General features: G+C 52.2%; 26 protein-coding genes and 1 tRNA gene. 22 read left to right on the top strand and 5 right to left on the bottom strand.

The window, feature by feature from the left end; translation table 11 throughout:
• From RT018_RS01315 to RT018_RS01340, 6 genes are all read left to right on the top strand, one after another.
• Positions 1-1,163, top strand: a 1,163-nt coding sequence (locus RT018_RS01315) for a TRAP transporter large permease (protein ID WP_312938731.1), incomplete at its 5' end; no start/stop codon positions are given.
• Positions 1,164-1,229: 66 nt separating this feature from the next.
• Positions 1,230-2,339, top strand: a complete 1,110-nt coding sequence (locus RT018_RS01320; RefSeq protein ID WP_312938732.1) for a DctP family TRAP transporter solute-binding subunit — start codon at positions 1,230-1,232, stop codon at positions 2,337-2,339.
• A 98-nt stretch (positions 2,340-2,437) separates the two neighbouring features.
• A complete protein-coding gene (locus RT018_RS01325; protein WP_312938733.1) occupies positions 2,438-2,908 on the top strand; it encodes a PH domain-containing protein in 471 nt (156 codons plus the stop codon).
• Between the two features lie 110 nt (positions 2,909-3,018).
• Positions 3,019-4,713 carry a dihydroxy-acid dehydratase gene (gene ilvD / locus RT018_RS01330; protein ID WP_312938734.1) on the top strand — a complete coding sequence of 565 codons (1,695 nt, stop codon included), beginning with the start codon at positions 3,019-3,021 and terminating at the stop codon, positions 4,711-4,713.
• Positions 4,714-4,969: 256 nt separating this feature from the next.
• A complete protein-coding gene (locus RT018_RS01335) occupies positions 4,970-5,626 on the top strand; it encodes a bifunctional 4-hydroxy-2-oxoglutarate aldolase/2-dehydro-3-deoxy-phosphogluconate aldolase (protein ID WP_312938735.1) in 657 nt (218 codons plus the stop codon).
• Positions 5,627-5,664: 38 nt separating this feature from the next.
• Complete coding sequence (locus RT018_RS01340; RefSeq protein WP_397359483.1) at positions 5,665-6,684, top strand: PfkB family carbohydrate kinase; 1,020 nt, start codon at positions 5,665-5,667, stop codon at positions 6,682-6,684.
• 123 nt (positions 6,685-6,807) lie between these two features.
• On the opposite strand, the gene RT018_RS01345 is transcribed toward RT018_RS01340, so the two are convergent.
• The 3 genes from RT018_RS01345 to RT018_RS01355 form a co-directional block, all read right to left on the bottom strand.
• Positions 6,808-10,401 carry a response regulator gene (locus tag RT018_RS01345; protein ID WP_312938736.1) on the bottom strand — a complete coding sequence of 1,198 codons (3,594 nt, stop codon included), beginning with the start codon at positions 10,399-10,401 and terminating at the stop codon, positions 6,808-6,810.
• Between the two features lie 54 nt (positions 10,402-10,455).
• The gene (locus RT018_RS01350) at positions 10,456-12,654 is read right to left on the bottom strand and encodes an EAL domain-containing protein (protein ID WP_312938737.1); all 2,199 of its coding nucleotides are present in this window, start codon (positions 12,652-12,654) and stop codon (positions 10,456-10,458) included.
• A 268-nt stretch (positions 12,655-12,922) separates the two neighbouring features.
• Positions 12,923-13,852 carry a GDSL-type esterase/lipase family protein gene (locus RT018_RS01355; protein ID WP_312938738.1) on the bottom strand — a complete coding sequence of 310 codons (930 nt, stop codon included), beginning with the start codon at positions 13,850-13,852 and terminating at the stop codon, positions 12,923-12,925.
• A 284-nt stretch (positions 13,853-14,136) separates the two neighbouring features.
• Here RT018_RS01355 and RT018_RS01360 point away from each other — a divergent pair.
• Positions 14,137-14,213, top strand: a tRNA-Val gene (locus RT018_RS01360).
• Between the two features lie 82 nt (positions 14,214-14,295).
• Here the strand turns inward: RT018_RS01360 and RT018_RS01365 are convergent.
• Together RT018_RS01365 and RT018_RS01370 are read right to left on the bottom strand one after the other, a co-directional pair.
• Positions 14,296-15,402 carry a tyrosine-type recombinase/integrase gene (locus tag RT018_RS01365; protein WP_312938739.1) on the bottom strand — a complete coding sequence of 369 codons (1,107 nt, stop codon included), beginning with the start codon at positions 15,400-15,402 and terminating at the stop codon, positions 14,296-14,298.
• 227 nt (positions 15,403-15,629) lie between these two features.
• Positions 15,630-16,025, bottom strand: a complete 396-nt coding sequence (locus RT018_RS01370) for a helix-turn-helix transcriptional regulator (protein WP_312938740.1) — start codon at positions 16,023-16,025, stop codon at positions 15,630-15,632.
• Positions 16,026-16,172: 147 nt separating this feature from the next.
• Between RT018_RS01370 and RT018_RS01375 the strand changes: the two genes are divergently transcribed.
• From RT018_RS01375 to RT018_RS01445, 15 genes are all read left to right on the top strand, one after another.
• Positions 16,173-16,364, top strand: a complete 192-nt coding sequence (locus RT018_RS01375) for a helix-turn-helix transcriptional regulator (RefSeq protein ID WP_312938741.1) — start codon at positions 16,173-16,175, stop codon at positions 16,362-16,364.
• Between the two features lie 386 nt (positions 16,365-16,750).
• Complete coding sequence (locus RT018_RS01380; RefSeq protein WP_312938742.1) at positions 16,751-17,311, top strand: hypothetical protein; 561 nt, start codon at positions 16,751-16,753, stop codon at positions 17,309-17,311.
• On the top strand, positions 17,308-18,000 hold the full coding sequence (locus RT018_RS01385) for a hypothetical protein (protein WP_312938743.1): 693 nt from the start codon (positions 17,308-17,310) through the stop codon (positions 17,998-18,000). The genes RT018_RS01380 and RT018_RS01385 overlap by 4 nt, the downstream gene beginning before the upstream one ends.
• Positions 18,001-18,015: 15 nt before the next feature.
• Positions 18,016-18,732, top strand: a complete 717-nt coding sequence (locus RT018_RS01390) for a hypothetical protein (protein WP_312938744.1) — start codon at positions 18,016-18,018, stop codon at positions 18,730-18,732.
• A gap of 93 nt (positions 18,733-18,825) precedes the next feature.
• Positions 18,826-20,502: a hypothetical protein gene (locus tag RT018_RS01395; RefSeq protein ID WP_312938745.1), complete on the top strand. Its 1,677-nt coding sequence runs from the start codon at positions 18,826-18,828 to the stop codon at positions 20,500-20,502.
• Between the two features lie 16 nt (positions 20,503-20,518).
• Complete coding sequence (locus RT018_RS01400) at positions 20,519-20,869, top strand: hypothetical protein (protein ID WP_312938746.1); 351 nt, start codon at positions 20,519-20,521, stop codon at positions 20,867-20,869.
• Between the two features lie 22 nt (positions 20,870-20,891).
• A complete protein-coding gene (locus tag RT018_RS01405; protein ID WP_312938747.1) occupies positions 20,892-21,800 on the top strand; it encodes a sigma-70 family RNA polymerase sigma factor in 909 nt (302 codons plus the stop codon).
• A gap of 12 nt (positions 21,801-21,812) precedes the next feature.
• Complete coding sequence (locus tag RT018_RS01410; protein WP_312938748.1) at positions 21,813-22,805, top strand: ParB/RepB/Spo0J family partition protein; 993 nt, start codon at positions 21,813-21,815, stop codon at positions 22,803-22,805.
• A gap of 170 nt (positions 22,806-22,975) precedes the next feature.
• Entirely contained in the window at positions 22,976-23,698 is a 723-nt protein-coding gene (locus tag RT018_RS01415; protein ID WP_312938749.1) for a zinc ribbon domain-containing protein, read from the top strand.
• 15 nt (positions 23,699-23,713) lie between these two features.
• Positions 23,714-24,208, top strand: coding sequence for a hypothetical protein (locus RT018_RS01420; RefSeq protein WP_312938750.1), 495 nt, complete (start codon positions 23,714-23,716; stop codon positions 24,206-24,208).
• Positions 24,209-24,211: 3 nt separating this feature from the next.
• Positions 24,212-24,820: a hypothetical protein gene (locus RT018_RS01425; RefSeq protein ID WP_312938752.1), complete on the top strand. Its 609-nt coding sequence runs from the start codon at positions 24,212-24,214 to the stop codon at positions 24,818-24,820.
• 9 nt (positions 24,821-24,829) lie between these two features.
• Positions 24,830-25,147, top strand: a complete 318-nt coding sequence (locus tag RT018_RS01430) for a hypothetical protein (protein WP_312938754.1) — start codon at positions 24,830-24,832, stop codon at positions 25,145-25,147.
• 289 nt (positions 25,148-25,436) lie between these two features.
• Entirely contained in the window at positions 25,437-25,829 is a 393-nt protein-coding gene (locus tag RT018_RS01435; protein WP_312938756.1) for a hypothetical protein, read from the top strand.
• Positions 25,822-26,151 (top strand): hypothetical protein, encoded by a 330-nt coding sequence (locus RT018_RS01440; RefSeq protein ID WP_312938758.1) that lies wholly within the window; start codon positions 25,822-25,824, stop codon positions 26,149-26,151. The genes RT018_RS01435 and RT018_RS01440 overlap by 8 nt, the downstream gene beginning before the upstream one ends.
• Positions 26,148-26,696 carry a helix-turn-helix domain-containing protein gene (locus tag RT018_RS01445; RefSeq protein WP_312938760.1) on the top strand — a complete coding sequence of 183 codons (549 nt, stop codon included), beginning with the start codon at positions 26,148-26,150 and terminating at the stop codon, positions 26,694-26,696. Before RT018_RS01440 ends, RT018_RS01445 begins: the two co-directional genes overlap by 4 nt.
• Positions 26,697-26,743 lie beyond the last annotated feature (47 nt).

Consider the following 26,743-nt stretch of genomic DNA (forward strand, 5'->3'; position numbering starts at 1 on the left):
CCTTTTTTACGCTCGCTCAAAAATTTGTCAACGGCACTGACAGCGTCCCCCTGCTGGCCATCCCCTTCTTCATGATTGCCGGTGAGATCATGACCCGCGGCGGCATTTCCCGCCGTATCGTTGATTTTGCTTACTCCGTGCTGGGCCGTTTCAAGGGTGGTCTGGGTTATGTGGGCATTCTGGCTTCCATGATTTTTGCAGGCGTGTCCGGCTCCGCAGTGGCTGATACCACCGCAGTCGGTTCCATGATGCTCCCCATCATGGACGGCGCCGGTTATGATAAGGGCAAATCCACCGGCATCATCTGTGCCGCCGGCTGTATCGGCCCCATCATTCCTCCCTCCACCCAGATGATCTTCTACGGTGTCTGTGCCGAGGTCTCCGTTTCCGCTCTGTTTCTGGGAGGCATCGTCCCCGGCATTTTGATCGGCATTGGCCTCATGACCGCATGGTTCTTCCATGTCCGTAAGCGCAACTATCCTGTTGGCCCCAAGACCAGCCTGATCGGCATCTTGAGAGCCACCAAAGAAGCCTTTCTTGCGATCTGCCTTCCCGTGTTCATTATCCTGTGCATCACCACCGGTATTGCTACCGCCACGGAAACGGCCGCTCTGGCTGTTCTGTACGCACTGATCGTCTCCGGCTTTGTGTACCGTGAATTCAAGTTTAACGAGTGGCCCCATCTGATGATCAACGCTATGAAGTCCACCGCTGTCATGATGTTCGTTGTCGGTTCTGCGCAGGTAGCCGCTTACCTGGTCACCACCTGTGCGATTCCCCAGCTTCTGGCTAAGGTCATTCTCTCCTTGACCAACAGTCCCGTGACCTTTATGCTGCTGGTAAACCTGCTGCTCGTTCTGGTCGGCTGCGTTATGGACTCCGGTCCCGCCATCATGATCCTGACTCCGATTCTGCTGCCCATCGCCAAAAGCTTTGGCCTGGATCCCGTTTACTTCGGTGTTGTCATGGTTGCCAACTTGTGCATTGGTCTGGCCACGCCCCCTGTCGGCAACGTGCTGTACTGCGGCGTGTCCCTGTCCAAGATCAAGCTGGCTGATCTGATCAAAGCCAGCCTGCCCTTCATCGGTGTTATGTATTTGGTTCTGCTGATCATTACCTTGTTCCCCGAGCTGATCCTGTTCGTGCCCAAGCATATGGGCTGATCTCTCCCTTTTGAAATGCGCGGGTTTTCGCCCGTTCATTAAATATTTTACTTAGGAGGAAACACCATGAAAAAGAATGTTCTTGCACTGCTGCTGGCTTTGGCCATGACTGCATCCCTGGCCGGCTGTGGTCTGGCCGCCACCAAGACCCCTGCCGGCAGCGCTGGCTCCACTTCCGGCAACACCCCCGCCTCTGGCGATAGCACAGAGGTTGGCCCTTACGGCTCTTCTGCCGAGACACAGGGCAAAACCAACCCCATCGTTGTGAAGGTTTCCAACGGTGCCGGCGAGACCTCTCCCGGCGTCAAGGCGCAGTTGTCTGTGTTCGCCCCCATGGTTGAAAACAACTCCAAGGGCAACATCGGTGTTGAGGTATACTCCGGCGCTCAGTTGGGCGACGATACCACCGCCACCGAGATGGTCGTTGCCGGACAGTTGGAAATCAACAACACCTCTACCGCTCCCCTGGTGGGCTATGTGCCCGAGCTGGGTATCTTTGACATCCCCTTCCTGTTCAATGACGAATCCGAGGCTGACGCCATTCTGGCTTCTGTCGTTGGTGATTTCCTGAACGCCAAGCTGGCTGACAAGGGCATTATCAATCTGGCATGGAACGAAAACGGTTTCCGTGAGCTGACCAACAGCAAGCACCCCGTTACTTCTGTTGCCGATGTTGCGGGCCTGAAGATCCGTACCATGGAAAACAAGTTCCATCAGGAGCTGTGGAACAGCCTGGGTGCTGCAGCCACTCCGATGTCTTCTTCTGAGCTGTACACCGCTCTGGAGCAGGGCACTGTTGACGGCGAAGAGAACCCCATTCCGAACTTCTATAGCTATCAGTTCCAGGAAGTCCAGAAGTATATCACCATGTCTAACCATATTTATAGCCCCTTCCTGTTCGACATGTCCAAGAAGATCTGGGATACCTATGATGCTGACACGCAGGCCATCCTGTCCGAGGCTGCAAAGGCTTTCGGCGAAGAGGAGAAGTCCATCAACCGTCAGGCTGCTGCCGACAACCTGCAGTCCTGCATTGACGATTACGGCATTGAGGTCACCTATCTGACCGATGAGGCTAAGGCCGAGTTCGTGGCAAAGACCGCCCACATTCGGGATATGGTCGCTAAGGATACCGGTTCCGAAATCATGGACCTTTTGAATCCTGCTCAGGGTTAATCTACACCGCTTCGCATGAAGCCGTTCTTTCGCAATCAGACTGGCCCGGCATTTGCCGGGCCAGTTATGAAAAATGATAGGATAAGGAGGCATTTCCTATGGAACAGGAAATCCATTTGAAAAAAGCGGAGGATATGTATGCATACAGTTGTGAACATAACTTCGGCAAGGGCTTGACCCGTGCATGGGGCATCAACAGCTTTCGCTTGGCGGAGCAGGCCATGGATGAAGATGAATTTGCCTACCTGACCTTCATTGGCCTGCATCGATTCCACAGCATGTCCGCGCACCAGCGCAATTACGCCTACGCAGTTACCAACAAGCACATTTTTATGACCCAGATGCGTTCATTTATGCGCTCTCGTCTAGATATCATACCCTTGAACGCCGTTTTGAATCTGTCCTTTGACAATAACGACTCCATTGGCGTTGTCAAAATACATCTCCCCAACGATGCAATCTGTGTGGGGATGTCGCAGGAAAGCATCCAAGCGCTCAGCAAAAGGTTCACCGAGCTTTTGCCCGTCATTCAGCAGTATGCACAGCAACTTCCCCAGATTGAACATTGATTTTACTCGTCTTATTAATTACCAAAATTCTGGAATCTTTGCATTTAATTTGAAAATTTCGGGCATCGTCCCGCTTTTGAATTTGACACATTGATATAAGGAGAACACTTATGGAACGCAGCAAAAAATATTTGACCGGTCTTAGCAATCAATATTATCGAGCCACTTACAAATCGATGGGTTTCACTTCTGATGATCTGGCCCGTCCTGTCATAGGCATTGCAAACTCCTGGAGCGAGTCCGTCCCCGGCCACTTCAACCTGCGTCAGGTTGCGCAGCGCGTCCGTGACGGCATTTACCGTGCCGGCGGCACCCCTGTGGAATTTGGCGTGATCGGCGGCTGCGACGGTATGGCAAACGGCCATGTCGGTATGCATTACATTCTTCCCCATCGTGAACTTATCGCCAATTCTATTGAAACCATGGCCCAGATCAATCAGTTTGATGCGCTGGTGCTGCTGGGCTCTTGCGATAAAATTGTCCCCGGTATGCTGATGGCGGCCGCCCGTCTGGATATTCCCTGCATCGTGCTGCCCGGCGGTCCCATGGAGGGCGGCAAGGTGTTTGATGGCCGCGAGTCCGATCAGACCTCCAGCACCGAGGCCTATGGCATGCTCTCTGCCGGCAAGATCACCGAGGAAGAATACGTCTCCTTGGAAGATACCGCCTGCCCCGGATGCGGTTCCTGCTCGTATTTGGGCACCGCCAACACCATGTGCTCTCTGTCTGAGGCTTTGGGTATGACGCTGCCGGATGCCAGCTTAGCGCCCGCCACCTCTGCCCGCCGCCTGGCACTGGCCGAGGAAGCCGGCATCAAGATCATGGAGCTGGTGGAAAAAGAGATCACCTCTCGCAAGATCATTACCAATGGAAGTATCCGCAACGCCATTAAGGCCTGCATGGCCATGAGCGGCTCTACCAATGCGGTTATGCACCTGATCGCAATCGCGCACGAGGCAGAGTTGGATATCGACGTTCTGGCCGAGTTCGACGCCCTCTCCCGCACCACTCCGCAGATCGCCAAAATGAATCCCTCCTGCAACTACAATGTCATTGATTTCTTCAAGGACGGCGGCGTGATGCGCATGATGCAAAATCTGACCCGCGCGCATCTGGATTACGATCAGATGACCGTTACGGCACATACCATTGGCGAGAACATTGCTTCCCACAAGTATCTCTATCCCGATACCGGCCACACCATCCGCACCCTTGACGATCCCTTCGGTTTCACCGGTGGCGTCGCAGTTCTGCGGGGCAATCTGGCCTCCAACACCGGCATTACCAAGCCCGGCGCCTTTGACAAGAGCCTGCATCACTTTCAAGGCGAGGCGATTTGCTTCGATTCTGAGGAAGCCGCCGAGGAGGCGATTTTGGCGGGCAAGGTCCGCGACGGCCATGTCGTGGTCATTCGTTACGAGGGGCCCAAGGGCGGCCCGGGCATGCGCGAGATGTACAAGGCTATGAAGTATCTCTATGGCCGCGGTCTTTCAAAAACCACCGCTCTGATCACGGACGGTCGCTTCTCCGGCACCAACAACGGCTGCTTTGTCGGTCATATCTCTCCCGAAGCTTCTGAGGGCGGCACGATCGCTCTGGTCCATGACGGCGATCGCATCGCCATTGACGTGGAAGAGCGTTCTTTGAACGTTCTGGTCAGCGACGAAGAGCTGGCTGCCCGCAAGGCTGCGTGGAAAGCTCCAGCCCCCAAGTTCACCCGTGGTTGGCTGAGCCTGTACTGCAAGCTGGCAGGCTCCGGAGCAGAGGGTGCTGTCATGGATATGAAGAAGCTGGAAAACCTGTAATCTCTTTCTAAACTATTTACATCAAGAAACGCTGTGGCGGAGGCACTTTCTGTGTCTCGTTAAGTCCTCTGCTGAGGAAAAGGCCGCTATAAGCGGCCTTTTTCCTTGTTGGAGGCTTCTGCTCTCGCAACACTTTCACGCATTCTCTTGCCTGACTCTCTATTTTTTCGGCAGGTTATTGATACAGATATCCCTTCCGCCCCCTCTTTTTTCACTACAACCGATATTCTATGACGATCAACTTAGGAGGAGCATTATGACGATTACAGAAATCAAAGAACAGGTCGATCACGAAAAAGTCATTGCCATTGTCCGCGGCATTAAAACAGAGCAGTGCATGAAGGTGGCAGATGCGCTCTATGAGGGCGGCATCCGTCTGATGGAAGTTCCCTTCAATCCGAAGGACCCCGCTTCCGACGAGGAAACCGCCAATTGCATCGCTGCCATTGCCAAAAAGTACGCAGGCAAAATGCTGGTTGGCTCCGGCACTGTTCTAACCATAAAACAGGTGGAACGGACCGCTCAGGCTGGCGGAAGCTATACCATCGCCCCCAACACCAACGCCGATGTCATCCGCCGCACAGTTGAGCTGGGAATGGTGGCAATGCCCGGCGCTATGACTGCCACCGAGATTGAGTACGCACATGAGTGCGGCGCAGAGTATGTTAAGCTGTTCCCTGCCGCAAATTTGGGCGTGGAGTACGTCAAGGCCATCCGTGCCCCATTGAGCCACATCAAGCTGCTGGCTGTGGGCGGTATCAGTGAAAAGAATTTTGCTGATTTCCTGAAGGCCGGAATGTCCGGTGCCGGTGTTGGCGGGAATCTCGCCAACAAGGCCTGGATTGAAGCCGGCGAGTACCATAAGATTACCGAGGTGGCGCGGCAGCTGGTGGAAATCGCACACAACGCTTGAGGTCACCAATTACTTGTTTAAAAAAGGAGTACATCGCTATGAAAATCGTTACTTTTGGTGAGATTATGATGCGCCTGAATCCGGAGGGATATCAGCGCTTTGTCCAGTCTGAAAAATTTGAGTCCACCTATGCCGGCGGAGAGGCCAACGTCGCTGTGTCTCTGGCCAACTATGGCGTTGATGCCGCATTCGTAACCAAGGTCCCTGCTCATGAGATCGGCCAGTGCGCCATCAATGCGCTGCGCCGCTATGGGGTTGACACCAGCATGGTTGTGCGCGGTGGCGACCGTCTGGGCATTTATTTCGTGGAGAAGGGTGCTTCGCAGCGCGCTTCCAAGGTCATCTATGACCGCGCCCACTCTGCTATTTCTCAGGCGCAGCCCTCTGATTTTGATTGGAACAGCATTTTCCGGGGCGCTGATTGGTTCCACTTTACCGGTATCACGCCGGCGCTGGGCGGCAAGCTGCCTGAAATCTGCATGGAAGCATGCAAGGCCGCAAAAGACATGGGCCTCACCGTCAGCTGTGATTTGAACTTCCGTAAAAAGCTGTGGAGCAGCGAGCAGGCCGGTGAGACGATGAGCAAACTGATGCCCTATGTGGATGTCTGCATTGCCAACGAAGAAGACGCCAAGGATGTGTTCGGCATCGCCGCGGCTGATACCGATTTAAATACTGGCAAGATCAGCCACGAGGGCTACAGCAGTGTGGCCAAGCAGCTGAGCGAACGGTTCGGCTTCAAGAAGGTCGCCATCACTTTGCGCGGAAGCCTCTCCGCTTCTGTGAACGACTGGGCCGGCATGTTGTACAGCGACGGCAAGGCCGTCTTCTCCCACACTTATCGCATTGATATCGTGGATCGCGTGGGCGGAGGCGACAGCTTTGGCGGCGGCTTAATCTATGCTCTGATGAACGGTTATGAAAACCAGAAGGCCATCGACTTTGCCATTGCCGCCTCCTGCCTGAAGCACACCATCGAGCATGATTTCAACCTTGTTTCTATTTCCGAAGTGGAGAATCTGGCCAGCGGTAACGCTTCCGGCCGTGTCCAGAGATAAAACATCTTCCCTGATTCAACGGGCAGACCTTCTTTCTTGTGGGCATTTCCATGATCTTTGGGTCGTTTCTAACCATATCCGCGCAAAAAAGGTCCCGGCGTATTTCAGTACGCCGGGACCTTTTTATAAATTTTCATTCTCCCCAGAAATAAACCTATTCAGCGCACGATACAAAGCCTCCGGCTCAATGGGCTTGGCCAGATGGGCGTTCATCCCCGCCGCCATGCTTTTTTCCACGTCGTCTTCAAAGGCGTTGGCAGTCATGGCCAAGATGGGTGTTCGGGGAGCGTCCGGTCGGTTCATGCCGCGAATGGCGGCCGCGGCGGTTAATCCGTCCATCAGCGGCATGCGAATATCCATAAGCACCGCGTCGTAGTACCCAACGGAAGATTTTTTAAACAGCTCCACCGCCCGCAGGCCGTTGATGGCGGTATCCACCTCAAAGCCCACCCGTTCCAGCAGCTTCACGGCAATCTCAACATTTAGAGGATGGTCCTCCGCCAGCAAAATATGGCGGTGTTCAAACTTGTAGGCCTCAACGGCAGAGCGGACCTTCGGCTGCGTCTTGCTGGAACAAGCCCGCGCAAAGGCAGACTCCAACGTGGAGCGGAACAGCGGCTTTTCCAGCAAAACGTCCACGCCTGCGGAGCGGGCCTGTTCTTCGATGCTACCCCAGTCATAGGCGGTCATCAGGAAAATCATGGTTTTTTGCGCTGTCAAAGTCCGCAGCCGCCGGGCCGTTTCCACTCCGTCCATCTCGGGCATCTTCCAGTCCAGAAATACGGCAGAGAAGCATTCCCCGCACTCCATCAGCGCCTTTGTCCGGGCGATGGCCCGGGGACCGCTGTCCACGCCCTCAGCGGCGGTACCCATCTCCCGCAGCATCTGCAACGTGCTTTGGCATACGGCGGCGTCGTCATCCACCACGAGACACCGCATTCCCTTATATGGAAGGGCTGCTTCCTTCGAGGGAGCCTCTTCCGGGCCTGCGCCCAGACGCACGTCCACCGTGAACTCGGATCCCACCTCCGGAATGGAGCGGACGGTAATATGCCCGTTCATCATATCCACAATGTTCTTTGAGATGGCCAGCCCCAGGCCCGTTCCGCCGTATGCGGTGGTGGATCCGCCGCTCTCCTGCGCGAACGCATCGAACACCCGGGGTAAAAAGCCCGGATCAATGCCGATTCCGGTGTCTCGGATCACAAAACGAAGCGTGGCGTCGCTCTTCCCGCGGGTCACTTCCTCGGCCGAGAAGGTGACTTTTCCGCCGTCCGCGGTGAACTTTACAGCGTTGGTCAGAATATTTACCAGCACCTGCTGAAGCTTCATCTCATCGCCGGCGTAGCTCTCGCCCAGCCCGGGATAGAGAACGCAATCAAACTCCACGCCCTTTTGACCCGCCTGAGCGCGAATGATATCGGCCGTGTTGCAGATCATGTCCTTGAGGGAAAAGAGTTGGTTTTTCAGCAGCAGCTTTCCGCTTTCGATACGGCTCATGTCCAGAATGTCGTTGATGAGGGAGAGCAAAAACCGGGAAGAGACGCTGATTTTGGAAAGGCAGTCCGAAATCTCTCGCCTGTCGTTCCCAGCGGAAGCGGCAATGGATGCCATCCCGATTATGGCGTTAAGCGGTGTACGGATTTCGTGGCTCATGCGAGAGAGGAAATCGCTCTTGGCAAGATTGGCCTGTTTTGCCGCTTGAAGAGCGGTAAGAAGAGCCTCCTTCTGGCGCTGTTCGCTTTCGATAATGTCGGTAATGTCCACTCGGTTGAGACAGACATGTCCGGTAATTTTGTCGATGTATGAAAGGCTGTATTTTTTATAGCGCAGTCCCCTGCTCGTCTGGTTGGGCACCGTGAAGGAGTAAGAAGGGCTTGTCTCCAGCCGGGCACGGATGTTGTCAAAATCCAACTGCCTGAAATACTCCGCCCGGGATGTCTCCGGAATTGCGGCGGCGGAGGCCCTGCGAAACTCCACATGAAATTCTCCCTTGTCCGGCAGATTCATGACGCCCGCCTCGCTCCGGGCGGCGATATGATAGCAGTTATTTTCAATGTCCACGTCCATTAAAAAATCATAATCCATGATGGACGCCTGCTCCAGAAGCCTGCGGGAAAGCCATTCCTCGGTAATATCAAAGCTGTAAATAAACAATGTCAGGTGGCTGGTTTCTGGGGTGAGATACGTGCGACCCACTGTCCGGCACCAAATCATTTTTCCGTCCGCCCGGCGGCGGCGATACTCCACACTGTGGTCCATTTCTCCGGTAGCATACGCCTCCATCAGGCGGCGGCGGGAAAACCGCTCCAGAAATCGGACGGCATCCTCTCCGGAGGCGGCGCTGTCCGCTATGTAACGCATGGCCTCGTCCACGGTGGAATTGGTAAAATAAGCCTCCATACTGGCGCCGCCCAGTCCGGAATAGGACTCGAAGGCGTCCTCTGTCAAATCGGCCACAGCCTTTGCAACCAGATTCGGGGCCGCCAACTCGGTGGCATGGTCCGATTCTCGCTGAAACCGTCTGCGGACCCGGGCCCGTTCCTCCACCTGTTCGGTCACGTCGGTGAGCATACAAAAGAGAACCGGTTCGCCACCATCGGTTGCAACGGTGATGTGTCCCCGCAGGGCAATCCAGATAGCCTCTCCGTTTGGCCGATTCAAACGGCACTCGGTATACACACTTCCGGCACCCGCGGCAAGTTGAGCATGAAAAGCCGGGAGAATTTTTTCAGCGTCCTCCGGCTCCAGCAAGGCGGTTAGCCGGTTCCCCGCCAACGCCAGCTCTTCCGGCCCATAACCGGTGATACCGTACAGCACGTCGCTGGTATCCAGCACCTCCAGCCCCTCGGCATAGCGGCAGCGCAGCACCGCGCCCGGAATGGTATTGAGCAGTTGTCGCCGGTCCTCCTGCGCCATGTGCAGGGCCGTGACATCCACGCACACGGACATAATTGCAGGCTTTGCGTTTTCCGACGTGACGCTGCGGCCAATGACGTGCACCCAGATGTACTCCCCGGTTTTCTTCCTCATCCGGTACTCCACCGTATATTCGCCGGTTTGGGAAATCTGTTCGGCAATCCAGCGGGTAACTTCCGTCCGGTCCTCTGGATGGATGCTATTTGATATCAGCCCCTCGATATCGGCCACAAACTCTCCCTCACTGCCATAGCCCAGATAGTCCAGCATCCGCTGGTTCACGAAGTAAAACGGAAAGCCCGGCTCCTGATAGCCACCGATCATACCACCGGCAATGGCCTCGTTCAAAAGGTCGCTGCGCTGGCGGTTCAGGCTTTCCACCACCAAGGTGCGGGGATAGTGCTCCCCGCCGCGCTGATTGCCCGTGGCCTCGGAAATATGGATATGGCAGATGCGCCAAAATTCCCTCTCTTTGCGAAGCAGAAAGGAAAAGCGCAGCCGCCAGCTATATTCCTTATTTTGCAGGAGCACCTCCAGCTTCACACAGGCGCAACCCTCTGCCACCTGCTGCTCCCAGGGGTGGAGAAATACAATGTGAAACTGGCGAGGCTCTTCCCGACAGTCCTGAATAAGATAGTCTTTCATGGCGGAGACGCCCAAAACGTCTTCTCCACCGCCGGGACCCAAAAAGCCAATTGCATCGGACAGATACCGGGACGCGGTTTCCACGTCCCGGCGGCAAAACCAAACCCGCAAAAACTCCTGCGCTTGCCCCATAGCTTCGGTACACTCTTTCATTGGCAGCACCTCACTTTCAACAGTGGCTTTCGTCTTCCGGTCTGCGACCTTGTCTCAGGCAAAGCACACGCCTTTTTGATTCCGCTTTGCGCGGTAAAGCGCCTGATCGGCCCGGGCAAAGGCCGACTCGAAGGATTCCCCCTCCCGCATCAGGGCCATGCCCGCAGAGCAAGAGGGACAAAAGCCGTCCGGCAGATGGGGGCTGCTTTCCCGAAACGCCTGACAGATCTCCTGCCCTTTTTTCATGGCGGACTCCGCCGAGCGCATCCGGGGCATCACGGCCACAAACTCATCCCCACCGATACGGGAGAGAATGTCCCCGCCCCGGGTATGGGAGCGAAGCACCGTGCTGAATCGGCGGAGCATTTCATCGCCCCCCGCGTGGCCCTTGGAATCGTTGCAGTCCTTCAGATTGTCCATGTCAAAGACAAAAATCGACACGCCGGTTTGAGACTGGTCCAGCCGCGCCATGGCGTCGTTTAGTCCACGGCGGTTTAGAAGGCCGGTTAGATAATCCTGATAGGCAGCCATCTCCAGAAGATAGGTCTTTTCTAAAATGTCGGCATTTTTTAGAGAATTTTCCTCCTGTGAATCATCCACATCCTCTAAAAACTGTTCAAACTCCTCCCGCGGAAGCGGAGGCGCATAATAATATCCCTGGGCATAGTTGCAACCCATGCTCCGCAGTTTTTCCACCTGCTCGGCGGATTCCACGCCCTCGGCCGTGACCTGAAGGTCCAGCCAGCGCGCAAGGCTCACCACGAAGCTGAGGATTCCACGGCGCTTACTCCGCTCCTGATCCTCTTTTAAGAACTTCATATCCAGCTTCAGAATGTCAATGGGCAGCTCATTAAGCATATTCAATGAAGAGTAGCCACTTCCAAAATCGTCCATCTCAATGGTAAACCCTGCGTTGCGAAGCTTTGTCACCTCTTCACAGAGTTGACGGTGGTCCTCTGTATAAGCCGTCTCCGTAATTTCCAGATGAAGGAGACCCGGCTTGATGCCGTACCGCTGTTGAATCCCCAACAGCACGGACTCCAAATTGGCGTTGTAGATGTCGGCCCTTGAGACGTTGACGGAGACAGGCACCAGCGGCAGCCCCCGCAGCTCCCACTCCCGCATGGCAGAAGCGGCCTCCTCCCAGATGTACTGGTCCAGACGGGTAATAAACCCATTGCGCTCAAACAGGGGCATAAAGCTTTCGGGCAGCAAAAAACCCAGAGTAGGGTGGTTCCAGCGCACAAGCGCCTCCGCACCACAAACTCGGTTGCTGCGCAGGCTGAATTTTGGCTGATAAAAAATTTCAAACTGGCGGGTGGCCAAAGCGGCCTCCATCCCGTCCTCCAGCGTTTTTTCCCACAGCCGCGCTTGACGTAGCTCGTCGTTGTAAAAGGCCAAAAGTCGTCCATATTCCCCCCGGATGGAGTTGCAGGCCAACAGCGCACGGTCGCACATCTGCTCAACGGGAATGTGCAGATCCGTGATGGAATAGACCCCCCATTTCATAGAAAAACTCTTCACGCCGGACTCTCCCCGGATACGCTCCGTGGCCCGGTTCAGCGCAGCCTCCAAATCCATGGAATCTCGCCGGATCATACACGCAAAAATATCGGCTTGCAGACGACCGCAAAAGTGCTCGCCCGGAAGCCCGTCCCGCAGCTCCCGGGCAATCAGCCGTAAAATCTGATCTCCCACCGCAAGACCAAACACCTCGTTGATAAACTTGAAATTTTTCACATTGGAGCACAGAAGGTCATAAGGCCCCTTCGGGTTTTGCCGCAGTGTCTGACGCATCCTCTGATAGAAAAACGCCTGACTGTGCAGTCCAGTCAGCCGGTCGTGCTCCATCTGATTCACCAGTGCCGACGTCTCCCGCAGGGAGATGATGTTTGCAGCCCGATGCAGCACCACGCGCGGCTTGTACGGCTTTGTAATAAAGTCCATCGCCCCGCGGGTCAGCGCCTCCACCTCGTCTTCTTCTCCACCGCCTTGTGTGACAACAATCACGGGGATGGCGGCCAGTAGCTTGTCTGTCTGCACGCTTTCCAAAAACGCGTATCCGTCCATCACGGGCATCCTGATGTCCAGAAAGATCAGAGAAATTCCCAGCGACTCCCGGTTTAGAATTTCCAGCGCCTTCTGCCCGTTGTCGGCCTCCAGCGTTTCGTATTCCCGGGAGAGAATTTTACAGAGCGTCAGGCGGTTGGCAATGCTGTCGTCCACCACCAAGATTTTGCGCCGCGTATTCATCCCGCTTTTCCCCCGTTCTTTCCCAGCGTGCGTATCCGCCCTCGCCCAGCCCGCCGTAAACGGTGACGCAAGAAGCGGCGATGGGGTTTTGGCGCACGGTGGATGAAATAATGATAGGTTATTTTATTATATAATTATAATATTAAAATTACAACGCTTTATATCTTTTTTAACCCATTTATTTCGCAAATTTAAATAAAAATCGTAAAAACCGCCGCATTTTCCGCTTTTTAAGCGAATGCGGCGGCCTTCACGCCTGCCTTTGAGATTACACCGGGTGTATCCTCAGATATTCCAGCCACTTTTTGCACCCCGCGGTATTGAGATGCACCCCGTCGGTGGTTAGCTCCGTCGGAAGGGTTCCGTTTTCATCCGTTACGGCGGAAGCCACGTCCAAAAACATACAGCCCTCCGCCGCCGCAAGTTCCTCAAGAAGCCCATTATACAGGACAATGCGCTCGTTTTTTACATAGCTTCGCTTGGCGTCCTGCTTTGCGCTGACAGGCGGCAGGGACTGAATTGCAATCGTCGCATCGGGATGGTCCTCCCGAATGCGAGTAATCACCTGTGCGTATTGCTCCGTAAATTCCTCTGTGCGATACCAGCCCAGTTCGTTAATACCCAGCATAATGTAAATTTTCTGGAAGCTTCCTCGGGAGAGCGCATCAATAATTGTCTCCGGCCCGGAGGGCCCCTCCTGCGTCTTTTTATCCATGACCGTTTGGACGGTGGCGCCCACGGCGCAAAAATATGTACCGTTTTTCAGGCCGCTGTATAACTCAAAGCCCTCGGTCCGGGAGTCTCCCACGAAGGCCGCGTCTGCAAAATAGCTATCTTCCACGGAAATGCTCTCCCCGGTTACTCCGGGTTCTGACTTCGAGTCTGTCTCGTCACCCTCTTCGGCGGGCACTTCCCGGCCATTTTCCAGATCCATCCGGAAACCTGTTTTGGGTTCCGTCTCCACGTCGAGAGCGGCGGAACCAAAGGAGCCGTCCACAAAATCCGCCCATGCCTTAGGCTGAGCCCGCGTCTCTGTCTGCGAAGCGGAAGGGGCGGTCGCCGCGGCCACGGAAGCCAGCGAGGCGTCCAGCGTGGGCGTCAAAGGCGTGGTCACCGTAAGTCCCACCGTCAGAAACAATACCAGCAAGGCCTGCTTGCGAACCCTTCTTTTTTCATGCTTTTTTCGTCTTCCCGCCACGCCGCACTCTCCTTTAACCGGTTTGTGTATTCCATTGTATACAAAAAGGACGTGCCAAAGAAGAAAAAAGTGAAGACAATCCGGTTAAAAATAATGACAAATTTCGTCGAAAGAGTTACAGTTTGGCGTCGTGGATAAGTCTACCTTTTTCCGGCGGCTATGTTTTGGCGGGCAGAGAGGTGCCCTTTTTATACCTCTGGCAGCCTTTTTTATTTTTTCTCCTTTATTTTTTAAAAGCTGTTGACAAACGTGTCGTTTTCGTGTATTATTCATTCGTTCGCTTCGGACGATTAGCTCAGCTGGCTAGAGCACCTGCTTGACGTGCAGGGGGTCACAGGTTCGAGTCCTGTATCGTCCACCAAAAAATCCTTAGAGCCGTAATGGTTCTAAGGATTTTTGCTTTTTCCAATTTTTTAATTTGTTGACAATATGTTGACAACCGCTCATTTTAGCTTTTTCATTTCCTTCTTCAGCATATCGACATCATCTTGAATATAGAAGTCTGTTGTAGTGTCATATTTTGCATGGCCCATAAGTTTTTGCAAAGCTTCCTGAGATACGCCAGATTTAGCTCCACGAGTAGCAAAGGTGTATCTACAAGCATGTGGCTTCATTGGCCGTTCTTCTGTTCTGATCCTCAAGCGTTCTAGCGTTGGATAATACTCCCGGTTCCTGAAATTGTGATCATCCTTGTTGCCGGTGTACCCACTTAAAAACAAATCTCCTTTTGCTTCTCTCATGAATTCCTGCACATACGCAAATATCTCAGGATGAATTGGGACAACACGGTTTTTACCAGCCTCTGTTTTTTCCCCTCCGGTAAAAATCCCTTTTTCAAGATTTACGCCAGCTTTGGGAAGTTGTAACAATTCATTAATACGAAAGCCAGTGTAAATAAGCATCAGAATAATCTTTGAAGTATCGTTTGTTTTCGCATCAACTTTCAGAGTTTTGATCTCTTTCTCCGTAAAAATAAGACGATCCGGACGTTTGCTTTTTGGAAGTCGTAGAAAAAGCGCATAGTTTTTATCAATAATATCTTCTCGCATCGCTACCTTGCACAGCTGACTATATATGCCCTTTACTTTTTCACACTGTGATCTGGAACGCCCTTTACCGACCTGTGCATCTACGAGCTTTTGAACGTCCTCAGTGCGAATATCCCGCATTTTATTTTCTTTGAGAGGTTCAAACAATGACCATGCTAGATCATAAGACTCCTTTCCTTTTTCAGACAACGCCGGGTAGTGTTCCTGTTTCCAAAGTTCCCGCACCTCTTCTATCGTAAAATTATAGGATTCTGAAACAGGTTTCTTCTGTAGCTTCTCCAAGGTCTCGACGGCCAATGCTTTTGTTGGATAGGCACCAAGGAAAATTCCGTTCTTTTTGATACCCCAAGGTTTCGCGCGATTCCCGCAGAGTTTGTAAACACAGCCGGTACCGTTCGGACGCTTCTTTGCTTTGCGCTCTCGTACAGCAAGACGCTTTCCGCAATAGCAGCAAAATACAGCGTCATCTGGGACATTCTTGTTGCATTTAGGACATTGCATAGCCTTCATCCTTTAATAAATGATAAGCGGTGTCATTCAGACACCGCTTTTTTAGACTGAAATAACGAGGATTACTCCCTATTCAAGCAAACTAAAAAATTCTATAATATGGGGGGTACCTAATTTCATACGAGGATCCTCGAGAACGGAGTACGCCCGTATGGATGATGCTTTAGAAACCGCTCTGGAATTGTTCCGTGGACTACCCGAGGAAAGACAGCCAGAAATCATTTGTCTGGTTGCATACCTTGCATCGCAGCAATAATCAGTTTTTGGTTCTCCGGCGTCAACTTAACAAAGAGCTTTGCAAACTCTTCAGACGAACCGCTGCCCTTTGGGGTGGCGGTTTGTCTGTTTTTTTCTCCCTCACCGGTTAAAAGCCACTGAACGTTAGTCCCAAGGACTTCAGCCATTTGAGGAAGATATTTAACATATGACGCTGATGTACTTTTTTTCCAAGCAGTAACTATTTGCTGTGTTGCTCCAATACGCTCGGCAAATGTTTTTTGCTGCATACCTTTTTCCTGAAGCAATTCAAAAATTCTTTCGATTACATCCATACACATCACCATAAAAATAAATAAAATATGAATTATAATTAGTGCATTATTGACATAATTCATATTATATGAACTAATTCCCTTGACACTTCATTTTTCGTGAATTATAGTTATAGTCACAAACTAAAAATATCCAAAATCAGAAATATAGTTACAAACTATATTACCACGTTGGATTTTTGGATGCAACCTTGAAAGGGGGATTACGTCTTGAAAATCAAAGAATTACGAGAACATTGCGGAATTACTCAAACTGAATTAGCCCGTGCGATGGAAGTAAAGCAATCATCCGTTGCACAGTGGGAAAACGAAGAAGCTCTACCAGCAGCAGCTAAACTTCCTCGTTTGGCTGAAGTCTTAAAATGTTCCATTGATGCACTTTTTGATTATGAGTCAGCCTAAATATTCAGAGAGGAGTCACACATGCCACGAATAGAAACAATGACATTAAACGAACTTGCCGAGTCCATGCGTAATTTGGGCTTGACTGTCAACAATGAGGCATTGGCGTGCGCAATAGAATCTGGTCTTTACCCATTTGCAATCTGCTATCGGTCAAAAGAAGCAAACTCACACCGGCATTTTGAAATCTATCGCAAATTATTTAACCAATGGGTCGCTGAGCGCGCCTCAGATGGTGGCGTCGCATAGTTGTTTTATTTGCACCTTGAAAAGTCCATACAGGTACGCATACATATACGTAGCTATTGAAGATATTACCAGATAATCAGCGTAAATGATAGTCGGAATTATGAACGTTTTACATGAGAGGAAGGGAGTGATAAAGCGTGGGAAGCAATGATTCTATTATTGAAGAAATTATTCGAAGCTATCCGACGCTGTCGGAGAAAATGTGCAGCCTGAAATACTCCATAAGCAGCAGCCACGGCAAAGACCCAACCGCAAGCGCGGCCTCGGTGGAACTGCCAGCGGAAGAGCAGCGTCGTTATAAAGCCATCGTCTCAGCAATAGGTCATACAATGGAAGCGTATCAAGATGGATCAATGCGAATGCTGTTCATTCGGGCTTTTTATTGGGATAATACGCCTGTAGATGCGGTGATTCTGAAAAAGGTTTCCTGTTTTAACGCCCGGGAATACCGATACGACTTTATTCAAGCCGTATCCCAGCGGCTTCAATTGTGCTCTTGTTCAGATTGCATTTATTGGCGAAAGCTCTTTACAGGTAAATCCGGATCTGATGTTAACGCTTGCTTGTACTGTAATGATACCGGCAGGCTGCGTGTTCATGATGGAAAGCGATGCTATTCCAAACAGCTTGAAAACAAAGTAAGTCAGGCAACAGATGCAAATAGCGCCCCAGCTCAAAAACCGGAGGTTTCAGCATGAATACAATATGTAATGAGGATTGCTTGCACTGCCCATACGAAGACTGCATTCTGGATCGCATAACCCCAAAAGCATATGACGAACTTAAAAGCATGAAACCCATCTCAGAGTTGCAGGCTCTGCGAGAGCAAAAAAAGAAGTTTCGCACACAGCAATACTACCAGAAAAATAAAGATTCTATTTTGCAGAAGCGTCATTTGAACCGTGATGAAATCAACCGGAAAGAGCGGGAACGTCGTCAAAGAAATCTTGATGAAATGCGCGCAAAAGATAGACTTTACCGCGAATTACATCGTGATGTAATCATTGCGAAGAGCAGAGCGCATTACGCCGAAAACCGCGAGAGCTGTGTTGCTAAAAGCCTGAAATACTATTATGAGCATCGGGAAGAGATCAGCGCTCGTAATAAAGAATATCTTGCATTGCACCGCGAGGAAGTGAATGCGCATAGACGGGAACTGCGAAAGAAAAGCCTTGAAGAACGGCGTGCGAAAGACCGGGAATACCGCAAAGAAAATAACGCCAGGATTAGAGCCAGCGAGCGCGCATATTATGCGCTGCACAAAGAAGAGATCAATGCCCGGCGGCGTGAACTTCGCCGCCTGAAAAAAGAACAGGCGGCATCGGAGGCCGCACGGTTGCAAAACCCCATGGATTGTGATACGTTAGAGGAAAATAAAACCAAATGACAGGAGGTATTTCATATGAAAGAATCCTTTAAAAAGCATTGGAAAGGCATTATGACCACGGTGGTGGCCTTCGGTGTGGTATGCAGCTCCATCTACTATGTGAATTGTGTGTACCTACCCGGCAAGCAGCAGGCACAAGCGGCGACGCTGCCCGTCATCGAACCGGATACGTCGAAAGATTATAATTTCACTGTCACCTCGGGCAACTCGCAAGCGGCGAACTCAAGCACCAATTCTTCCGGATCCGGCAGCACAAACCCCGCCAATGACCGGATCAAGGTCACGACGGACAAGGACGGCACCGTGACCATAGACCGCACCTGGGACGCCGAACCCGGAGAGCTGGACACCACCACGACCGCGCCCAACGCGCCCACGGCCAACATTGGCAGCGGCGGCGGGAAGATCACCGGTACGGATGGAGCCTATCACGGAGAGCAGGCTGCTACGACACCCAGCACCGGCAGCACAACCACCACACCATCTACCGACAGCTCCGATACCACCACAAAGCCCTCAGACAGTTCCACCAAACCCAGCACACCGTCTACACCTAGTACACCGTCCAAGCCCAGCAACTCTACACCGCAGAACGGTGACACGCGCGTGGTTGATGGTCAGAAGCAAATCTATGACGAAGTTTTTGGATGGGGCGCTGATACCAGCGGCGGAACTCCTGACTACATTGAAATGGGGCCAGACACTGGCAACTATGTCGGTGAAATGGGCTGAGATCTTCCGCGCCGGAAAAATCAAATCAAAAACGAAACTCCTTGCGTACCAATGGACGCAGGGAGCTTTTTTTATGCAAAAGGAGTGAACATATTGAAGAAAAAGCGAATATTGGCAAGCCTGCTGGCAACTGTCATGGCACTGTCCCTGCTGACCGTACCAGTGCTGGCCGTGGGTGACGGAAACATTGACGGCGGCAACGGCAGCGGTGACGGCGGCGGGGGCATGGGTGAAGGAAGCAAGCAGAATTACTGGAACAATGAGGACGGATGTAGAATTACCGTTCTGAAAGACGGGCAAAAGGTCTATTCCATGGACTGGAGCAACCAACCTGAAAGCAGTGTAGAGACATCGTTTGTAAAGCGAAATAAGCTTGATTATCTGCATGGTTCAAGTCTTGAAAGAGCTTCCGTTGCGTATAAAAGCACCGTTCTATCTAGGAAAATGCCTACCATCGTAGGTGGTGCAGGTGGCAATAACATTGACGCCATCAAACGCTACTTTACCGAGGAAAATTGTATTCGTTCCATTGCGGGCGGCATTGGCGTCCCCTATGACGATCTCATAAGCGGACAATATAAGCTGCTGCTGGAGCCAATCGCCTACTTCGTGTTCAAGGGTACTAAATATGCTATGACGGCCACGGAAGCCGCCGAGTATGACGTGCTGGCAAAGGGCCAGCTCCGTGCCTGGATGAAATCTCTCACACATCAGAATCTTCCGCTTTCCATGTTCCTGGAAAAGGCCGACACAGAATTGCATCTGGAGAAATGGACAGGAGCAAAGTCCGGCAAGCAAACCAACGCCGATATCATCCATTACTTGGGCATGGGCATTGTCACCTTCAAGGCCACGCCGCCGGTGACACCTTCCGAATACGATTATGAGTTCCGGACAGACACAGATGTTATTGTCAGCTTCCCGGTTTCATCCTCGACGGAGATCAACCCAGATGATGATGCCTATGTGATACTCTCCATCGGCGGTCAGACCTCCCGCAAGTCATTTATCTGCCCCGCAGGTGGAACGCAGCTTATCTGGATACGCTGGCATACGCCCAGCGAACCGCAGCAGCTGACCGCAACGGCCACCGGAGCGGGGAATCCCGTCACCCTCAATATTAACGTGGTGAAGCTGGAGGAAAAGACGCCGCCAGATCCAACCTACTACGACCGCAACGACGATTTCAAGCTGTCCCCGGTACCGGACTACGGCAACAACACCTCAACCACCTGGAGCGAATGGTACGCCCGCTGGATTCAGGTTACTGCCACTTACGGCTACTGGTATTTCTATTACGTGACCTATCAGGCGTCTCTTGTAATTCATGATTATGAGTTAACGCCAGATGAGCGATGCAAAACAGCGTACCGTATGGGCAATGGCCAGACTACCATGAAGTCCGGCTATGCGGTGGAGGTCAGTGTGGAGCCGCTGGTACAGCATGGCAGCGGCGTAGCGGATTACGATGTGACACCCATCCAAAATGCCGTGGCCACGTTCCCGGAGTTTGGGTACCAGGAGTATAACCGGCTGCTGGAGAAAGTGGACGTACGGAACTGGTCATTCAAACGGAACCCATTTTCCTACTATGGCAACCGTATCCACTACACGCCGCTCTGGTATCCGGATGATATGGAATACACCGTGCCGGTGTATGTATTTGATTCATGGACTCCCGGCGGGCAGCTCTACGCCTCCGTTAGCAAATCACTATACATCTTTGATGACGCTCTAAACGATTGGTACATTCATATTGTTGATGATTAAGAAAGGACTTACCGCTATGAACAATCAGAAATCTGTAAAACCAAATCCCAACACAGAACGGCTTCCGAAAAAGACTACGTTTCTCGGAATGGGTATCTACACGTTTACCGTTGCTGCAATCGCACTTCTAGTCCTTATGACCATGGCATATCCCTACGCCTTGCATCGCCTGTTCTATCCGCTTATTTATCCCCTTGTGCGAGATTATGCTATCACTGCAGAATTAGCCGGAATGGCTGTGGCGGGGGTGTGGTTCTTTCCGCTCTTTTGGTTTGAGTATTGGTTCCTGGGTAAACGTCGCCGGATGCAGGAGGCGCAGGCAGAGCTGGAGCGTCAGCAAAAGGAATCTCATACCCCGCAGCCGTGAGGATGCCTGACCGCGAAAGATTATGAGAGAAGAAAAAAACAGAGCTGCGCCCCTGCCGGACTATCACAAGTGCGGTGCAATGTCCCCCGACCGGGAGCGGGTTTTGCTTCGGGCAATTCAGGAAGGCCGCGCAGCAAAAGAGCAGCTTCAGCAGCACACGGTACGTCTAGAGGATATCGCCGCCGCAAAGCGGGATATTGCCAACGGTGTGGCGGCTCGGGAAGAACTGACGCTATCCTACCTCCCCCTGCTGGCCATTATCGCTAAACGGTACAGCTATGGCAACAGTATTTCCATGGAGGATTTGATGCAGGAGGGCGCGCTGGGCCTGCTTGAGGCGATTGAAACTTGCAATGAAATCCCTCTCAACTTTCCAGCAATTATAACCGTCCGAATAAGGCAAGCTCTGGGACGGCTGATCGGGCAGAAAAATGCCGTTCATATTCCACACCAGGTTACTGGTGCTATCCAAAAAATTCGTACCACCTCAGAATGTTTTTCAAAGGAGACTGGTTGCAAACCGGAAGTTAACGATATTGCAGAGGAAATGACCATTCCACCCGCTATTGTCCGTATGCTCCTGAACTATACCAAATCTTTTTATACCCGCTCATTGGATGCCCCTGTTTCCGATGAATCGGACAGTGCCACGTTTGGAGATCTGTTTGTAAAAGATGAACCAACACCTGAAGAACTGGCGGAACACCGGGAGCTTCGAGAGCAGGTACGGGAAGTTTTGGCGACACTGGAACCGGCAGAGGAAAGCGCCATCCGTCTGCGGTTCGGCTTTGTGGGCGGAGAAGTCTACACCGCCGAGGAAACGGCGGAAGAACTGAATCTCCCCTTAGACCAGGAACAGCGGGTAGAGATCAAGGCAATGCGGAAGTTGCGCCACCCCAGCAGGAGTTCCTTCCTGCGGGATTATTTATAGGAGGCTACCAATATGAAAAAGGAAGTTCTGAAGCAACTGATTCAAGAGCAGGAAAATAATGGTAACAGCGCGTTGGACAAGCTGTTTGCGGGGACGCTGCAGGTCCCCGGCAGCGTGGAATCGTCCGCTGCTGCACCGGCGCTGGAGCCTGTAGCCGGTGACGCGCTACGGGAGCTGCCTATTGAATTGCTGCGGGATTTTGCTACCGGCATGGAGAAGCAGCCCTTCCGTCCGTACTCCCCGGAGGACATGGAGGCGTTACAGCAGAATATTCGAGAACGCGGTATTATTCAGCCTCTGATTGTACGTCCTTTGGGAGATCACCGATATGAGATCATTGCCGGACATAACCGGCGCTCTGCGGCCCGCGCCGTCGGGTATACAGCGGTTCCCTGCATCATTCGGAAGCTCACCGACGATGAAGCCATCCTGCAGATGATTTCCACCAACCTTCAGCAACGGAAAAACCTGCTGCCCTCTGAAAAAGCATTCGCCTATAAGATGCAGCTTGACACCATGAAACGGCAGGGGCAGAGGACAGATTTGACTTCGTGCCAAGTTGGCACGAAGTCAAGAACAGATGCTGAAATAGCAGAAAGCACAGATGAAAGTGCGCGCCAAATTCAGCGCTATATTCGCCTGACGTACCTGACACCCGCGCTATTGCAGGCAGTAGATGAAAAGAAACTGGGGCTGACGATCGGCGCAACCCTTTCTTTCCTCTCTCGTGATAACCAGGAGGCGGTTGAAGCCTACTGTTTCCATGAGCATAGCGTGTACATGTCTCTGGAGTTGGCTGACCGGCTGCGGGAGGCCGACCAGGGCGGCGCACGGTTTACGCCGGAAATGCTGGAGGAACTTGTACAGCCCAGCGGAAAAAATCTGCGCAAGGTGACGCTTCCCTACAAGACCGTGCGGCGCTACTTCTCGGAAGAGGCCACGCAGGAGGAAATCGAAACCACCATCCAGCAGGCGCTGAAGCTCTACTTCTCCAGAGAGGTGTGAGGGGAATGAATTTTAATATCTACAATGTTCTAGAAATAGGTGTTCCAGTCGTAGCCCTTATCCTGTTTTTTTGGATTGATAATGTAGTTGATTTTCTAAAAGGCCATTGGAAAAAAGCACGGTGTTATATAGGCTTTCTACTGTTTGACATGCTTCTGGCAGCAACCGCCATGGCAGGTTCATGCCTTTTTGTCGATTACATAGAGAGTGGGAATATCAGCAAAAGTATTGCGATTGTACTGTGGCTTGCCCTTGTGGTGATGCTCTGGCTATACATTCGTATAGATTTTTTAGACGAACGGCTGGATAAAGCACAGCGCCGGAATGTTAAAGCGCTGTCTCCGGATGCTGCCAGTACCCCCGGCCAGAGCGACAAGCAAGCGCTGCGTGATTACCTAGAGGAGCCGGTCAACGATTTCCCATGGCTGCGGGTGTACACGGAGAAGGAGGACCGGCGCGGCCTGCTGGCACTTCGGGAGCTTGCCCAGCGGATCAGAACCAGACGAGGGCAGCTCTTGCATTGCGGCTACCTGTTCCACATATTCACGGCGCAAAAGGCGCTGGGCATGGGGCAATACAGCCTTGCCTGTCATGAGCTGCAGGACGTAGTGCATTTCTATCAGGCCCCGGAGGTTACGGCGCTTATCTATAAAATGATTGAACCATATTTTGACGAGGTAACGCCCGTGGAACAGGCGGCAAAAAGGAAGTGCTGCCCTCATTGCGGAAACCAATGCCAGGATGAAGACCGTTACTGCCGCATTTGCGGCGAACGGCTATTCAAAGGGTTTTCTGAGCTGTCGGAAAAGGATCAGGCAAAAGTTGCAGCCCAGATAGAGTGCTTTATTGATGCGTATCTGGCGGACAAGGACGAGGCTGAAAAGAATGAATAACAGGAGGGAAAGGAAATGAAAAAGCTCGGAATTGTGAAAGCCCGCGAACTGCTGAAGCGTGAGCTGGGGATCAGCGCCGCCAATCTTACAATGCCGCCCATGATGAATCAGAACCCTAAATATCCCTGGTATGAGCTGAGGGCCGGTAATCTTCTGGTAGAGCTGGGCAGCACCGTGGAGCTGGATAATATTCTGATCCGGCTGAGCATGAGTTTCAATGATGGCCGGGGCGGAATTAACCGCTATTTTTACGGCGATACGCTGGAAGAAGCCCCGGAATTTATTGAACGCGACCGCTGGGACGAAATCATGGAAAAATCCGAGAGCTGTGAGTACAGTCGGGAAACCATGCAGCGTAATTCAATTTGTCTGAGCAAAGCTGCCAGAGAAGCCTACTGGAAGCACACAGAGGCAGTGCGGCTCCGCAGCGTTGCCGCCGATCAATGTGCGCAGGCGGCAGGGCAGCTTACCGATAATGCGCCGGAACCGGAAGCTGAAGCGGAGCTGTAATGCATGAAAGTACGTATTATTTTTAAATCAAAGTACGCCTGTGAAAAAGATTGGTCAGACGGTGAATGCAATCAGGCGCTATACGAGAAGGACAAAGCCGCCCTTGTAGACTGGAAAAGATCGCACAAAATCATCCGCTATCTTATTCCCTTGGTAGAAACAGCATTGGTTCTTACGGCAATCTGGTTCTTTGGGTTCCATGCGCTGCCGCCCATTTTCCATCGCTATTATGATGCTGGCGATTTTGACATGGGGTTTCGAAGCTCACTTATGGCCGTTATTTGCTTTCTAGGAATACTCCCCTTTGCCATGAAATTACTGGGGATGCTGCTGAGAAAACTCAACTTGAAAGGCCCAGCGGTACCGGAGCCGCCCCGCTGGCGAGACTTGGAACTTAAGTATGAGCGGTACACGCTTATTCAGCCACTCTTGACCTCTGATGAAAATACGCCAATTGCCATCGCTGCCGCAGCTTCTTTTGGCTTCAGAAGTGTGCGAAATCAAGATACAAGTGCCGACCCCGATTTCATCATACTGGATTTTGACAGGGAACAAATTATGATTCCTACGCAGGCCGCGCGGGAACCGGACGAGCCAGAACCGGGAGAATGAGGTGCAGTGATGCAATCTGAATATCTCTTAACAGAGAGCGAATTAGAAGCAGCGGAATTCCGCGCGTTATTTGACCTGGTGCTTTGCGGTACCATCGTACTTGAACAGATCCCCATGGTACACCGGCTTACCAACCGCAATGTGTACACCGCAGCCTTCCGGCGTTCACGGGGCGGCTGGCCGAAAGGTGACTTTTCTGAGACAGAAGCGGTGCTGGCCACCATGGAAAATGATGCCCGGCACATGGCTCCCGGCGCTTACCGGAAGTGGCTGGAGGAAAAATGCAGGGATTTCAAATCATTTTTCCTCTCTTACCGTTCCCATTGATTGCACGGCCAGAAACGAAGGACGAGGACGCGGGACGGAGCATTTCCGCCCCGCAGGAGGCGGAAACCGTTCCAAAATTGCGAAGCATTTTGGAATGGCAGGATAAGGCGTGTTCCACACGCCGTTCAACAGCTTGAGGGCAAAGCCCTCAACGTGTGTTCCACACACTTTATTTGTGTTCCAATTGGAACACAAATAGAAAATAGACGTTTTTAGAAGGGAGATTCAGATGGAAGACCGTCACCACGCAAATTACATACCTTTTCGATGTTCCGGAGAGACAAGCCGCATGATCTCGCAGCTGGCGGCACAGCGCCATATTCCTAAAAGTGAGGTGCTGCGGAATCTCGTAGATCGCGGCCTTGTTTCCATCGGAGCCAAGACCGATGATGACTACCTGTATGAACTTGTGCAGCGGGCGGTAAAGGAAACCATGCAGCCGCAGATTGAGCGGTTGGCCGCTATCTCTGCCAAAGCTGCCCATATCTCCAGCGCGGCATTCTTCATGGGCGTTTATTCTGCTACCCGCGACCGCTCCCCAGCGGAGCAGCGCCAGATCGAGGAAGTCGCAAGTTCGGCCCGGTCGCTGGGCATCCAATACCTGAAGCTGAAAGACCGCGACATTGACGCCTTCATCCAGAATGGCGTGAAAACTATTACGGAGGATGATTTCAATGAGTAAGAAAAAGCATAGGCAGCGTAGGCCGGTGATTCAGGTTGAGCTGAAGCTCCCGGCAGACGAGGATTATTCCCTGATGCCTTATAGCATCTTTGACGCGCATCTTTCTGACGTGGCTTTTTGTGTGGCTGCACACCTCTATAACTGCCGGGAGCACATTTCCAGCCAGTATCCCGGCACAGAGCTGATCGCTCTGGCCATGCACGAAGCGCCGGACTTGATCCGCAGCTGTGAAGCGGAGCTGACGAAGGCCGGAGTGCTGCTGCTCCATGAAGACGGCTCTTTTGATATGAAGGATATTACAGAGGAGGACTGCAATCTATGACAAACATCTGTTATTACCCCCGCAGAGCGGTTCGGGATGCTGCACTGTCACCGTCCGCACGTCGTTTCCTGCTGGCGCTGTGTACTCGCTATGATCCGCAGGATGCTTTTACAATCTCGCTACCTGACATTAAACAGCAGACGCCGATTTCTCCTGTAACGTTCCGATTGGCAAACGCTGCGCTGCTGGATGCCGATTACCTGATCCTTGCAAGTCACATGGACTGTAAATATCCTTGCTACCGTTTCCAGCAGGAACAGACGTTGGAACTAAACCGCAATGTCTGCATACGCCTCTTAGCGTCGGGATTGCCTAACGCAGCTACGGCAGTCTTCTTATACCTGTATGACTGCCAGGGCGCGGGACAACCAGAGCTGAGTATTGCGGAGATTAGTAAGCATTCAGGCGTGAGCCGTTCCAACCTTTGCATTATGCTGAAAGACCTGTCCGAAGTGGGGCTGCTCCAAATTGAGCGGCGTCAGGATTCATCTGGGCAACATTTTTCTAATCGTTACTCCATCCCCGGCACAGCCGCCGCCAATTAAATTATATAACTTATATAAATTATATAAGTTATGGACACGGAGGCCCA

The sequence above is a fragment of the Oscillibacter sp. genome (assembly GCF_032060045.1).
GTDB lineage: Bacteria > Bacillota > Clostridia > Oscillospirales > Oscillospiraceae > Oscillibacter.